The 13295-nt window shown below is 60.7% G+C and carries 16 protein-coding genes; 11 read left to right on the forward strand and 5 right to left on the reverse strand.

All coding sequences use genetic code 11. The features are described from left to right. The 6 genes from RTX98_RS07350 to RTX98_RS07375 form a co-directional block, all read left to right on the forward strand. Positions 1–408, forward strand: a 408-nt coding sequence (locus RTX98_RS07350) for a tetratricopeptide repeat protein (protein ID WP_416223078.1), incomplete at its 5' end; no start/stop codon positions are given. A gap of 116 nt (positions 409–524) precedes the next feature. Then, positions 525–1091 (forward strand): elongation factor P, encoded by a 567-nt coding sequence (gene efp, locus RTX98_RS07355; RefSeq protein ID WP_312795664.1) that lies wholly within the window; start codon positions 525–527, stop codon positions 1089–1091. Positions 1092–1157: 66 nt separating this feature from the next. Further along, on the forward strand, positions 1158–1958 hold the full coding sequence (locus RTX98_RS07360) for an inositol monophosphatase family protein (RefSeq protein WP_312795666.1): 801 nt from the start codon (positions 1158–1160) through the stop codon (positions 1956–1958). Between the two features lie 105 nt (positions 1959–2063). Beyond that, the gene (locus tag RTX98_RS07365; protein ID WP_312795667.1) at positions 2064–3089 is read left to right on the forward strand and encodes a MotA/TolQ/ExbB proton channel family protein; all 1026 of its coding nucleotides are present in this window, start codon (positions 2064–2066) and stop codon (positions 3087–3089) included. A gap of 4 nt (positions 3090–3093) precedes the next feature. Then, on the forward strand, positions 3094–4125 hold the full coding sequence (locus RTX98_RS07370; protein ID WP_312795669.1) for a peptidoglycan -binding protein: 1032 nt from the start codon (positions 3094–3096) through the stop codon (positions 4123–4125). 29 nt (positions 4126–4154) lie between these two features. Beyond that, entirely contained in the window at positions 4155–4703 is a 549-nt protein-coding gene (locus tag RTX98_RS07375; protein ID WP_312795670.1) for a hypothetical protein, read from the forward strand. Positions 4704–4776: 73 nt separating this feature from the next. On the opposite strand, the gene RTX98_RS07380 is transcribed toward RTX98_RS07375, so the two are convergent. After that, on the reverse strand, positions 4777–5559 hold the full coding sequence (locus tag RTX98_RS07380) for a DUF4145 domain-containing protein (protein ID WP_312795671.1): 783 nt from the start codon (positions 5557–5559) through the stop codon (positions 4777–4779). A gap of 186 nt (positions 5560–5745) precedes the next feature. Here RTX98_RS07380 and RTX98_RS07385 point away from each other — a divergent pair, with 186 nt between their 5' ends. Further along, positions 5746–6573: a three-Cys-motif partner protein TcmP gene (locus tag RTX98_RS07385; RefSeq protein WP_312795673.1), complete on the forward strand. Its 828-nt coding sequence runs from the start codon at positions 5746–5748 to the stop codon at positions 6571–6573. Here RTX98_RS07385 and RTX98_RS07390 read toward each other — a convergent pair. Both RTX98_RS07390 and RTX98_RS07395 read right to left on the reverse strand, forming a co-directional pair. Continuing rightward, a complete protein-coding gene (locus tag RTX98_RS07390) occupies positions 6570–7322 on the reverse strand; it encodes a DUF5131 family protein (RefSeq protein ID WP_312795675.1) in 753 nt (250 codons plus the stop codon). The genes RTX98_RS07385 and RTX98_RS07390 overlap by 4 nt on opposite strands. A gap of 154 nt (positions 7323–7476) precedes the next feature. Further along, entirely contained in the window at positions 7477–8493 is a 1017-nt protein-coding gene (locus tag RTX98_RS07395) for a tripartite tricarboxylate transporter substrate binding protein (protein WP_312795677.1), read from the reverse strand. A 111-nt stretch (positions 8494–8604) separates the two neighbouring features. Here RTX98_RS07395 and RTX98_RS07400 point away from each other — a divergent pair, with 111 nt between their 5' ends. The 4 genes from RTX98_RS07400 to RTX98_RS07415 all read left to right on the forward strand — a co-directional run bounded on the left by RTX98_RS07400 (position 8605) and on the right by RTX98_RS07415 (position 11763). Further along, a complete protein-coding gene (locus RTX98_RS07400) occupies positions 8605–10104 on the forward strand; it encodes a carboxypeptidase M32 (RefSeq protein ID WP_312795679.1) in 1500 nt (499 codons plus the stop codon). A gap of 91 nt (positions 10105–10195) precedes the next feature. After that, positions 10196–10945, forward strand: a complete 750-nt coding sequence (locus RTX98_RS07405) for a YebC/PmpR family DNA-binding transcriptional regulator (protein WP_189505522.1) — start codon at positions 10196–10198, stop codon at positions 10943–10945. 9 nt (positions 10946–10954) lie between these two features. Further along, positions 10955–11248 carry a SelT/SelW/SelH family protein gene (locus RTX98_RS07410; protein WP_312795680.1) on the forward strand — a complete coding sequence of 98 codons (294 nt, stop codon included), beginning with the start codon at positions 10955–10957 and terminating at the stop codon, positions 11246–11248. Positions 11249–11361: 113 nt separating this feature from the next. Beyond that, complete coding sequence (locus RTX98_RS07415) at positions 11362–11763, forward strand: nuclear transport factor 2 family protein (protein WP_312795682.1); 402 nt, start codon at positions 11362–11364, stop codon at positions 11761–11763. 47 nt (positions 11764–11810) lie between these two features. On the opposite strand, the gene RTX98_RS07420 is transcribed toward RTX98_RS07415, so the two are convergent. Both RTX98_RS07420 and rpmE read right to left on the reverse strand, forming a co-directional pair. Further along, on the reverse strand, positions 11811–12683 hold the full coding sequence (locus RTX98_RS07420; RefSeq protein ID WP_312795726.1) for an acyltransferase family protein: 873 nt from the start codon (positions 12681–12683) through the stop codon (positions 11811–11813). Between the two features lie 376 nt (positions 12684–13059). Further along, positions 13060–13281 carry a 50S ribosomal protein L31 gene (gene rpmE / locus RTX98_RS07425; protein ID WP_189505516.1) on the reverse strand — a complete coding sequence of 74 codons (222 nt, stop codon included), beginning with the start codon at positions 13279–13281 and terminating at the stop codon, positions 13060–13062. Positions 13282–13295 lie beyond the last annotated feature (14 nt).

Below are 13295 nucleotides of genomic sequence, written 5' to 3' on the forward strand. Positions count from 1 at the left end.
GCCGAATATGCGATGGCCGAAGTTTACGCCAACGGCCTTGGCGGCCGAACCGCCGATGAAGCCATGGCGCGCAGCTTTCTGGAACGCGCCGCCCGGCAGAACTATGATACCGCACAGCTCGAATATGCCAGCTGGCTGATTGCCGGTCGCGGCGGCAAGCGCGATGCGGTCGCCGGCTTTGCCTGGATGAAGCGCGCGGCCGAAGGCGGCAATGTCGCGGCGCGCAATCGTCTTGCCAAGCTCTACGTCGCCGGCATCGGCGTCGAGGGCGATCCGATCGCGGGCGCTGCCTGGTATCTGCGCGCGCAACGCGCCGGTTTGCGCGATCCCGAGATGGACGATCACCTCGCCGGCCTCACCGAAGCGCAGCTCAAAGCGGCCGAAGACCAGGCCGACAAGCTGCGTTGAGGCACCCGCTTTAGCTCAAGCCTATTGCGTCGCATCTTGTTTCTGGCGGCGAAGTATGGTTGTGGGAGCGCCAATCGCGCCGCTCCGGCGCCAACAATCCCGGACAATCAACCACCATGGCAAAGATCAACGGCAACGAAATCCGTCCAGGCAACGTCATCGAGCATGATGGTGGCCTTTGGGTTGCGGTAAAGACCAATGCGGTGAAGCCCGGCAAGGGTGGCGCCTATAATCAGGTCGAACTCAAGAACCTGATCAACGGCACCAAGCTCAACGAGCGTTTCCGCGCCGCTGAGACGGTGGAAAAGATCCGCCTCGAGCAGAAGGACTTCTCCTTCCTCTACGAGCAGGGCGACGCGCTGGTCTTCATGGACACCGAAAGCTACGAGCAGCTCGAACTCGCCAAGGACTTCGTCGGCGATCGCGCGGCCTTCCTGCAGGACGGCATGATGGTCACGGTCGAGCTTTATGAAGAGCGCCCGATCGGCATTGCCCTGCCGGATCAGGTCACGCTGACCATCACGGAAGCCGATCCTGTCGTAAAGGGTCAGACCGCTGCCTCGTCCTACAAGCCGGCTGTTCTGGAAAACGGCGTGCGCGTTCTCGTGCCGCCTTTCATCTCGTCGGGCGAGCGCATCATCGTTGATACCAACGAGATCACCTATATCCGCCGCGCCGACTAAGCGCGGTTGGTTCTTCGGGGGCAGTTGGCCCGCGCGGACAGTTCTTTTTAACGATCGGGATCAAGCATGGCGCGTTCGGCTCTCATCAATGTCATGATCGGTGCCGCCACCAAGGCCGGCCGCTCGCTCGCGCGTGATTTCGGCGAAGTGCAGAACCTTCAGGTTTCGGTGAAGGGTCCGGGCGATTATGTCAGCCAGGCCGATCGCAAGGCCGAGGACATCATCTACACCGAACTGTCACGCGCCCGCCCCGGCTATTCCTTCCTGATGGAAGAGCGCGGCGCCGTGCATGGCGATGACGACCAGCACCGCTGGATCGTCGATCCGCTGGATGGCACCACAAACTTCCTGCATGGCATTCCGGTGTTCGGCATCTCGATCGCCCTTGAGCGCCAGGGCCAGATCGTCGCCGGCGTGATCTACAACCCGGCCATGGACGAGATGTTCGTAGCCGAGCGTGGCGGCGGCGCGTTCATGAACGACCGCCGCATGCGGGTGGCTGCACGCCGCCAGCTGTCGGATTGCGTGGTTGCCACCGGCATTCCGCATCTCGGCCTCGGCAATCACGGCCGTGCTCTGATCGACCTGCGCAACGTCATGGCCGATAGTTCCGGCATCCGCCGCTTCGGCGCAGCCGCGATCGACCTCGCTTATGTCGCTGCCGGGCGCTTCGATGCCTTCTGGGAAGACAGCTTGAAGCCCTGGGACATGGCGGCAGGCATCCTGATGATCCGCGAAGCCGGCGGCTTCCTGTCCACCCGTGACGGCGGACAGGACATGCTGGAGACCGGTTCGGTGGTGGCCGGCAACGAGATCATCCACGGCGCGCTGGTCAAGACGCTGAACAAGCCCCTGCAGCGCAGCTAAATCAAGGGGAAGCGGCGCGCGCTGTTGCACGCGCGCCTTTCTTTTCCCACCCGTTTCCGTTTAAAGCTTGGCGAAGGTTAAGTCGCAGGCCTTGGAGGCGGGTGAATGGCGTTGGCAAAGACGCTCGGATTGGAACGCATGGTGGACCGGCCGGAAGCCGATCCCTACAAACTGTCCAATCCGCAGGTTTTCCTGGCTTCCATGGTCGTCTTTCTGGCGATCGCGGGCTTTGTCGCCGTTATCCTGACAAGGCAGATTGCCACCGCCTTCCGCACCAATCCCGGTTTGAACGGATTGATTCTCGGCGTCCTCGTCGTCGGCATCCTGCTTGCGCTGATGCAGGTCATCCGCCTGTTCCGCGAAGTGCGCTGGGTGAAGAATTTTCGCGCCGGCAATGATAGCGGTGATCCCGTTTTGCTGGCGCCCATGCGCGCGCTGCTCAGCCGCTCCTCGGCCATCGCGCTCACCACCAATTCCACCCGCGCGATCCTCGATTCCATCGCCAACCGCCTCGATGAAAGCCGCGACATCTCGCGCTATCTCATTGGCCTGCTGGTGTTTCTCGGCCTGCTCGGCACCTTCTGGGGTCTGCTCGGCACGATCGGCTCGATCGGCCAGACCATCCAGTCGCTCGATCCCGGCACCGGCAGCACCAATGATGTGCTGAACTCCCTGAAGTCCGGTCTGTCGGCACCTTTGCAGGGCATGGGCACGGCGTTCTCGTCCAGCCTGTTCGGTCTGGCCGGATCGCTCGTGCTCGGCTTCCTCGACCTTCAGGCCGGCCGCGCGCAGAACCGCTTCTATACCGAGCTCGAAAACTGGCTGTCCTCCGTCACCGATCTGGAATCCACCCTGCCGATCGTCGACACCGCCTCCGCCGCGACCTCCAGCGAAGAGCTGAAGCTCCTGTCAGAGCGCCTGCGCGCCATTCAGGACAGCGGCGGCTCCAACCAGCGCGTCGCAGCCGCCATGGCCAATCTCGCCGACGGCATTTCCGGTCTGGTGAAGAACATGCGCTCGGAACAGCAGATCATGCGCGATTGGGTGGAAGCGCAGGCCGAAGAACAAAAGGCCGTGCGCGCCACGCTCGACCGCCTCGCCGATACGTTGGCCGAGAAGGAGCGCAGCTAGAACCATGGCGCTTGCTCGCGGCCGACGCAGCCAACGCACCGTCGATTACTGGCCGGGCTTCGTCGACGCCCTGTCGACGCTGCTGCTGGCCATCATGTTCCTGCTGTCCGTGTTCGTGCTGGCGCAGTTCCTTCTGTCGCGCGAAGTCAGCGGCCAGGATGAGGCGCTGAACCGCCTGAACTCGCAGATCAACGAGTTGACGCAGCTGCTGGCGCTGGAACGCTCCAACAACCAGGACGCCACCGACCAGCTGGCCGGCCTCCAGGCTTCGCTCAGCCAGGCCGAGCAGGACCGCAGCCGTTTGCAGCAGTTGTTGAACCAGGGCACCGGCGCCGATGCCGCCGCCACCGCGCAGATCGGCACGCTGTCCGGCGAGCTTGAAGGACAGCGCGAGATCAGCCAGCGCGCACTCAGCCAGGTCGAATTGCTGAACCAGCAGATTTCGGCTCTGCGCATGCAGATCGGCGCGCTGGAATCCGCGCTCGACGCGTCCGAAAGCCGCGACCGCGAGTCCAACACCAAGATCGCCGATCTCGGCCGCCGTTTGAACGTGGCGCTCGCCCAGCGCGTGCAGGAACTGAACCGCTACCGTTCCGACTTCTTCGGCCGTTTACGCGAAATCCTGTCCGACCGCGAAAACATCCGCATCGTCGGCGACCGTTTCGTGTTCCAGTCGGAAGTCTTGTTCCCCGTCGGCGGCGACGAGATCAACCCGGCCGGCCAGGACGAGATGCAGAAACTCGCCCAGGCCATCATCGAGCTGCAGCGCGAAATCCCGCCCGAAATCAACTGGGTGCTGCGCGTTGATGGCCACACCGACAACCGCCCGCTGTCGGGCACCGGCCGCTTCCGCGACAACTGGGAACTGTCGTCGGCGCGCGCGACCTCGGTGGTCAAGTTCCTGATCGCCAGCGGCGTTCCCGCCAACCGCCTGGTCGCCGCCGGCTTCGGCGAATACCAACCCCTCGACGCCGCCGACACCCCGGAAGCCCGCGACCGCAACCGCCGCATTGAGCTGAAGCTGACGGAGCGCTGAACGGCGCGCGCTTGAAGGAGTTCGCGGAGATGGCGTGGATCACGGCCCGTCCGGCTTTCACGCGCTCCAAAACCCGGCGCGAACGGATCGCTTGCGTGAAACACCTCGCACGCGCCCTCGCCCTAACCGCGCTGGTCATGATGGCGGCCCCCGGCTGCTCGGAAAGCCAGCCGGCCAAGGTCGCCGAAGTGCAAACCGACATCGCCCTCCTGGCCAAGTTCATAACCCTGCACCCCGCCCCGGTAGAAGCGAAATGGTCGGTCACCCCCATCGGCACGGAAGGCGGTCTCGGTCCGACGGACAATGAACTATGGGCGGTGTTGCGCTATTCCGAAGCCGATCTCGCCGCGATTTCGCACGCTCTGAAGACAGACGCCTCGCTGCCGCCAATTACGCTGGATGCGCCACCCGCATGGCTGTTGGCGGAGGTGGACCTGAGCCGCTTCAAGCATGGGGCGGACTATGTGTTCGAAGGCCCTGTCTCTCCGGGTGCGCCGTTCGCGTCCAACCTCTACACGATCGGCTTCGCGCTGATGTTGCCCGACGAGCGCGTGCTGATCCGTTTCGGCTCGACGTAGTATCTGCCCCTCGATGCGATCCTTCACTTTGAGAAACATGGCTGAAGGACGCCCTAGCGGCGATACTCAGCGATCATATACCAAGGTCATCAATGCCCGTAACGAGTAAGACCTGTTTGTTTTCGTTGTTCTTGCCTTGCGGTTTGCGTCGGGGAACCTTCAACTTTCTGACAGCCTCATCTCGCTGCTTCTTTCGATGCGGTTCAATGAACGCGTTTTGAAGAAAATGCTCCAAGACATCCATCATGGTGCTTAGAGCTGCCGGCCCTGGACGCCACCCGCGGTGAGCAGATGCACTACCAGCATCCACCAGCGTCTCGAGATGAGAGATGTCAGACGGGCCGATGTGATTTGCGTCCATCAACGCCGCAAGCTTTTTCTTGAACGTCAAGTCAGGATCCACCCCCAACAGCTTGGACGCTATGTCGAAAGTTGTTCGGATCCCAATTCCTGCCAAGACTATCAGGTCATTATCTAAAGCTCCGTAAAGCTCTACTAGAGACTGGTCCAGTACCGTTACGTCAACGTCTTCTAGTACTATTTCCGATAGCCAATCCGGCTTTTTGCGCTTTGCCTTCGCGGGCCAATACAGCGAGGTCTCGCGCGCCCACGAGATAGTCTCACCATCTGGACCATAGTCATATTCGATAGATTCAGAGTCCGTGCTAACTGTCTGGACGAATGTATGATCGCAGCCCCGACACTCAAGGATGTACCAATATGTGTGCCACTGAAAATCTTCGTCGCCGCCGGCCTGGAGGAACTCACCTCTAACAGTGCAGTTCCGATCGCCGCCGCAGGCGCTACAAAATGCCTTCCTACCGTTTGTCTCTGAAGATTTTTGACTATCGGACATCTAAGCTTTCATTCCAGCGTAAAGTTTATACAGGTCCTAGCTAACGCTGCGTACCCTTAGCCTGCCTTATGAACTCATGATCGCCGGTCCTTGTTGCACAACATCTTGCAATGAAACAAGACGAAGCGCTTGACCGATTGATACGACTGGAAGACCTTAGCTTTTGATTGGGTAGGGGCGCATTCATTGGGTGATCTAATCGAGGGAGACGATAAACTACCCGCTGAGGAAGTTGGCGGTTGGGCCAGGGAGAAGCAAGCATACCTCTGCCGATATATCGATATTTCACGTGGTGTACGAGCAAAGTACCTAGCTCCACAGGGAGCGGGAGGAGCATGTTACATTGATTTGTTTTGCGGACCGGGCAGATCGCTGGTCAAGGACACAGGAGAGTGGATCGACGGCAGTCCTGTAGCCGCTTGGAAGAAGAGCTGTGAAGGTGGGGCACCATTTTCCAAGGTCATCATCGCCGATCTTGACAAGGATCGGCTGGAAGCAGCAACAACACGTCTCAAAGAAATGGGTGCACCGGTCTTTCCTATACATGGACCTGCTAACGAGACAGCAGCGCGTGCGCTGCAGCAATCAGCAGTTCATGGATTGAATTTCGCTTTTCTCGATCCGTTTAACATCGGAGCGCTGAATTTTGAAATCTTCAAAACACTTTCTAGGCTTAAGCGCATCGACATACTTGCCCACATCAGCAAAATGGATCTTCAAAGAAACCTTAGCATCAACGTTGCTGCCGAAATTTCGCAGTTCGACCAGTTCGCGCCCGGCTGGCGACACGCTGTCGATCTTAAGCAGCAGCAGCCCACCATCAGGCGGGATGTTATGGAGTACTGGAGAAAGTCTGTCGCGAGCACAGGCATTGCGACGTCCGAAGACACGACACTCATTACGGGATCAAAGGGGCAACATCTCTATTGGCTTCTGCTCGCCGCTAAGCATGACTTGGCCCACAAGTTCTGGAAGGTTTCGTCCAAGAAAGATCAGGGTACCTTCGATTTCTAAGCCGGCAGCGATGGCATCTCGTCGTAAGTCCGACCGCGAAGCTCGCGGCCGGTGGCCTTCTTGTTCCGGCCTCCCCACTGCTTGAAGAAGAAAGCTGCTCCAGACCGCCGGCACGCTGCTTCGATTTCATCGACCCAAATGGCTTCCATAGGGCGTGCATTTGGGCCAGACTCCCCACCCACGATAGCCCAATGTATGTTGTGCAGTTCCGCGCCAGCAACCGAGCCAATCAGGGGCTCGAACGAAACAAACCTAATAGCACTTGGGACGCGGCGCAGATCATCCAGGCGAGATACGACCCGGTCATCTTCCACGCTAGTTCCAAGCCACACATTCGGCAGTACCGGGAAGTCACCTCTTGTAAGTACCTCTGCCATTCGTTTAGGGCGCTTTGTGAGCACTTGGTACGTATGGCGCGATGTCTGCGCCATCGTGGCCCAGACATCGCGAATGAAATCAGCTGGTACGTCTTCGTGGAAAAGATCAGACATGGAGTTGACGAAAACGCGCCTCGGTCGCGACCATGTTAGCGGTATTGACATGGCCTTCGGATCAAGAGTGATCTTTCCTGACCATTTTGCCCGACCGCCGCTTTTGCGAGTTGTGCCTACGTACTTTTCTGTCCCCATGGCTTCCAACCTAGCCGCCATCCGCATCGCGTAACAGTTGGTGCAACCTGCGGTGATAATGGTACAACCAGCTACGGGGTTCCACGTCGCATCGGTCCACTCGATTGAAGTTTCAGCCATAAACTACCCCTGTGCTTCAATCATGTTGGATTGAAGCCGTTAAGCTTTCGTCGACGGTACCGAAAAAAGCCGGCAGTATTGTTCAAGCTGTGGCTACAGGAGCTAAATGGGCACGACAGCCGGCCACCCCCGGCAGCCCGCAGCCCCTATCACCTCAATCCAACTGCACGTTAGCCGCCTTCACAATCGGCTCCCACTTCGCCAGTTCCGCCTTCACATGCGCGCCCAATTCTTCCGGGGTTGATCCAACGATCGTGGCGCTGAAATCTTTCATGCGGGCTTTCACCGTCTCGTCGGTCAGCGCCTTGTTGGCGGCGGCGTTGAGTTTGGCGACGACGTCCGCCGGCGTGTCCTTGGGCGCAAACAGCGCGTTCCAGGAATAGGTCTCGTAGCCCGGCACGGTTTCTGCGATGGTCGGCACGTCGGGGAAGGAGGCCGCGCGCTCCACCGTGGTGACGCCCAGCGCCTTCAGCGTGCCGCTCTTCATATGGCCGGACGACGATGGCAGGTTGTCGAAGATAATCGGCACCTGGTTCGCCAGCACATCGGTCAGTGCTGGGCCGGACCCCTTGTAGGGCACGTGCTGCATGTCGACGCCCGTCATGCTCTTGAACAGCTCGCCGGACAGATGCAGCGGCGTGCCGTTGCCCGATGAAGCATAGGAGTATTCGCCGGGTTTCGATTTCAGCAGGTCGATCAGCTCCTGCACCGTGTTGACCGGCAGCTGCGGATTCACCGCCAGCACGTTGGGCACCAGCACCAGCAGCGAAACCGGCGTGAAGTCGGTCACGGGATCATAGGGCTTGGTCTTCAGGATCAGCGGGTTCAGCGCATGGGTCGCCACCGTGCCCATCAGGATCGTATAGCCGTCGGGTTCCGCGCGCGCGACGCGGTCGGCACCGAGATTGCCGCCGGCCCCGCCGACATTTTCCACGATGACGTTCTGACCGAGTTCGCCCGACATCTTTTCGGCGATCACGCGCGCAACCAGATCGGTCGAGCCGCCGGCCGCAAACGGCACCACCAGCGTGATCGTCTGCGACGGAAACTCCTGCGCCTGCGCCGGGCTACCGAAAGCCAGGCCGGCCGCCAGCGCCAGACCGAGCGCACTGCGTCTGTTCAATCCCACCACTGAAACTCCTCCCTTTTCCCCTGTTAAGAAACACAGCATGAACGCCACCTTTCCTCACGGCAAGTGCGACGAAAGACGAGGCCGGTTCAATCACGCCGTGTTGTGCGCTACAGCAGGGTAATCACGCAGCCCGAGGATGGTGTTCCCCCCATGTCCTTCCAGAAACCCGACTCCTTTCAGAAACTCGACGACCTCAACCGCCGACTCGAAGCTTTCAGCCACGCCCTTTCGATCCTGGGCGTCGATGAAGCCGTGTCGATGGCGGTCGGCGGCGGCGAAGCGCGGGCCGAAAGCATGGCAGCCCTTGCCGGCATGCAGCATCGCCAGGCTTCCGCTCCCGAAATCGCCGACTGGATCGACGCGGCCGAACGCGAAGACCTCGACGACGAGCAACAAGCCGCCGTCCGCGAGTTCAAGCGGCAATATATCAACCTCACCTGCCTGCCCGCCGAGTTCGTGGAAAAGCAGATGCGAACCCGCATGCGCTCCGAGCAGCTGTGGCGCGATCTGCGCGCCAAGAACGATTGGGCTTCCTTCGAGCCGGCACTGGATGGCGTGATCCAGCTGGTGCGCGAGGAAGCCGCCATGCGCGCCGACGTCCTCAAGCTCGATACCTATGATGCGCTGCTGGAGCAATACGACCCCGGCACCCGGGCCGCTACAATCGCCCCGGTCTTCGACGACCTGAAGACCTTCCTCGTCGACTTCGTGCCGCGCGCCTTGTCAGTCCAGGAAGAAAAACGCGCCAAGCACCCGTTGAAGGCGTTATCGGGTTCGTACCCCATCGAGCGTCAGCGCGAACTTGGGCTGGCCATGATGCAGGCGGTCGGCTTCGATCTCACCCACGGCAGCCTGTCGGTGTCGCACCACCCCTTCTGTGGCGGCGTGCCTACCGATGTGCGCATCACCACGCGCTACAAGACCACCGAATTCCTGTCCTCCCTGATGGGCGTGCTGCACGAAACCGGCCACGCGCTTTACGAGCAGAACCTGCCGAAAGCCTGGGCGCACTGGCCGCTTGGAAAGGCGCGCGGCATGGCCGTGCATGAAAGCCAGAGCCTGTTCGTGGAAAAGCAGCTCGGCCGCAACCCGGCCTTTTGGGCGTGGGCGCTGCCGGTGGTGGAGAAGCATCTCGGCGAAGATTGGGCGATCGACGACATCCTGCCCCACGTCCATCATGTCGAGCGCGGTTTGATCCGCGTCGATGCCGATGAGGTCACCTACCCCCTGCATATCATCCTGCGCTTCGAAATGGAGCAGGATCTCCTTGCCGGCCGCCTGCAAACCCGCGACATTCCGGAAGCCTGGGATGCCCGGATGCAGGACACGCTCGGCCTGTCCACCATCGATTCACCTGGCGACGGCCCGATGCAGGACGTCCATTGGCCGGCCGGCATGCTCGGCTATTTCCCGTCCTATTCGCTCGGCGCCATGATGGCCGCGCAGCAATGGGCGACGATCGCCAAAGACATGCCGGACATCGAGGACGATCTCGCCGCGGGCCGCTTCGAGCGCGTCAACGACTGGCGCCGCGACAACATCTGGAGCCAAGGCTCGCGCTGGTCGACGCCCGAGCTAATGCAGCGCGCCACCGGCTCGGCCCTCGACGCCACCCACTTCAAGCGCCATCTGGAACAGCGCTACGGCTAAGCCCCACGCTGGATTTTGCTCGGAATTCCTTTTATAGACCGGGCAATTCCGACAAACCGTCAACTCCGATCTTCGACTCGACAGAGGTACTATGGCCGGCCATTCCCAATTCAAGAACATCATGCATCGCAAGGGCCGCCAGGACGCGGTTCGATCCAAGATGTTCTCGAAGCTCGCCCGCGAAATCACGGTGGCCGCAAAGGCTGGCCTGCCCGATCCCGACATGAACCCGCGCCTGCGTCTGGCCATCCAGAACGCCAAGGCCGTGTCCATGCCAAAGGACAACATTGCCCGCGCCATCGCCAAGGCCTCAGGCGGCGATGCCGAAAACTACGAAGAAGTGCGCTACGAGGGCTACGGCCCAGGCGGCGTCGCGCTGATCGTGGAAGCGCTCACCGACAACCGCAACCGCACCGCGGCCAATGTGCGCGCAGCCTTCACCAAGGCGGGCGGCGCGCTCGGCGAAACAAATTCCGTGTCCTTCATGTGGGACCGCACCGGCGAAATCACCTATCCCGCCAAGGTCGGTGACGCCGACAAGGTCATGGAAGCCGCGATCGAAGCCGGCGCCGAGGACGTGACGAGCGACGAGGAAGGCCACACCATCCTGTGCGCCTTCGGCGATCTCGGCGAAGTCTCGTCGGCGCTGGAAAGCACGCTTGGTGAGGCCGAATCCGTCAAGACCATCTGGAAGCCGCAAAACAACGTGCCGGTGGACGAGGATCGCGCCCAGTCGATCCTGAAGCTCGTCAACACGCTCGAAGACGACGACGACGTGCAGAATGTCTACGTCAACTTCGAAGTCGACGAGGCCACCATGGCCAAGCTCAGCGCGGCCTGAGTTTTGAGCGTGGCCACCCTGCCCCGCATCACCATCACCTACTGCACGCAGTGCCAATGGCTTTTGCGTGCAGCCTGGCTTGCCCAGGAACTGCTCTCCACCTTTGGCGCTGATCTCGGCGAAGTCGCGCTCGTACCGGGCACCGGCGGCATCTTCGAGATCCACTGCCAGGCCGACGGCGCCGAGCCCCATCTGATCTGGGAGCGCAAACGCGACGCCGGCTTCCCCGAAGCCAAGGTGCTCAAGCAGCGCGTCCGCGATCTCGTCTGGCCGGAGCGCGGGCTGGGGCACTCAGACCGGTAAGCGCCTCCTTCCTGAGTGCCATCGCCAGCTTGATCTTTGCTCATGCTGCCCGCAAACCCGTTGCGGTCCTGCCACGGCGCTGTCATGGTGGTTCCCTTGGGGGAGGATGTTCAATGAGCAATATCGAGCAGAACCGCGTTCTGGTGCAGAAACTCTATGCCGGCTTTGCTGCGGGAGACCTGCCTGCGGTTCTTTCCACCATGGCCTCCGACATCGAGTGGACCGAGGCCGAAGGCTATCCCTATGCCGGCACCTTTGTCGGGCATGATGCGGTCGTTCAGTCCGTCTTCGCCAAGCTCATGACCGAGTGGGAAGGCTACCAGGCGGTGCCCGACAGCACTGTCGCCGAAGGCGACACAGTGGTTGCGCTCGGCCACTACAGCGGCCGCTACAACAACACCGGCAAGAGCTTCCGCGCCCCCTTCGTTCATGTCTGGACGGTCCGAGACAACAAGCTGGCGCGCTTCATCCAGCACACCGATACGGCGATCGTGCAGCGCGCGCTTGAGGCGTAGGCGGCATCCAGTCGGAGGCTCGCCTTAACGAGCCTCCCGCTGCCGCGCTAAAGCACCGGAACAAGCTTGTTCAATTTCCGCAGTGCGAATGCCGCTGCAACAGATAGCCCGATGGTGACCAGTGTCGCCGGCGTTTCCGTAAGGCTTGTGCTCGATTTTGTCGTCAGCAAGACCATCAGGTGAATGAGGTAAATGCCGGTTGCCATTTCCGCAGCAGACCGCAGCCGCCCATTGTCGAAGTGAAGACACAGAGCGAAAACAGCCGGACTGACAAAGAACAGGCTGACATACAGATCCTGTGAGAACCAGGTTCGGGACGAAAAGAACGCGGCTTCCAGAAGCAGGATGCAACAGCCTGCCACACACAGAAGAACAAGCAGGCTCGACGACACGCGCTTCCAATCGACACGGCGCATCAGATGCCCGAGCAGCATGAAGGGCAATGCAAAGAAGAGGAAGTTTCGGAACAGGACGACCCGGTAGTCGGCGGACTCAGTCAACTCGAAGTGCTGGATCACCATCCCTATCGCAAACAGGACACTCGCAATCGGTAACAGCAGAACAAAGCTCCGACCGCGAAGACAATAAAGGATAGGCCCCGCCTGCAAGGCTGCGAACAGATACCAAAGATGACGATAGCCGAAGCCGGCGAGCAGCACGGCGCTCTTAAGGTTCAAGTCGGCGAGGTAGAAGGGCGAATACGCGATCATCCACACTGCGTAGATGACGGCCATTCGGATCAGCCAGACGCGCAGTTCGGCAAGGCTGCTTGCCCGAAAGTAAAATCCGGTCACCACCAGAAACCATGGAACGGCGAGGCGCGACAGCGTGTCTGAAATGACGAATTTGGCTTCTGCGCTGATTTCTTTGAAGAGCTGACCATGAAGCGCCACGACAAGAAGGGCCATGACGACCCGCATGATGTCGATTGCAGACCGCTTGCTGACATTCGCTTCTAAAGCAGACAACCAGGTGAGCTTTCTCGCCGAAGATCATAGAAGCTACCCCGCTTGCCAACCAAGCACCAGCCTTACCGAAGCTCGACCGCCCGCCATGGATCTTGTTGGTTAAGGGCAGTGCGCAGGGCAGATAAGGACGCACCACCCTTCCCGCTTCGTCATCCTCGCGCGGAGCCGGAACGCAAGCGGAGACGCAGACCCGAGGATGACGAAACGGCGTCCAGAACGAACCTCCGCCCCATCCTGGCGAGCCTCGAAGGACGCACCACATCCCAAAAACGAAAAACGCCGCTGCAAACCTGCAACGGCGTTTTCAATTCCAACCGAAATCGGCAGATTAGATGCCGAGGCCTTCGTAGCGCTTCTTGAACTTCGACAGGCGACCACCGCGATCGAGCAGCGTCTGCGTGCCGCCCGTCCAGGCCGGATGGGTGGTCGGGTCGATGTCGAGGTTCATCGTGTCGCCGGCTGCGCCCCAGGTCGACTTGGTCTGGTACTCGGTGCCGTCGGTCATCACGACCTTGATCGTGTGGTAATCGGGGTGAATGCTGTCTTTCATGGCGCTTGTCCTGG

The organism is Tianweitania sp., from assembly GCF_032053605.1.
Classification (GTDB): domain Bacteria; phylum Pseudomonadota; class Alphaproteobacteria; order Rhizobiales; family Rhizobiaceae; genus Tianweitania.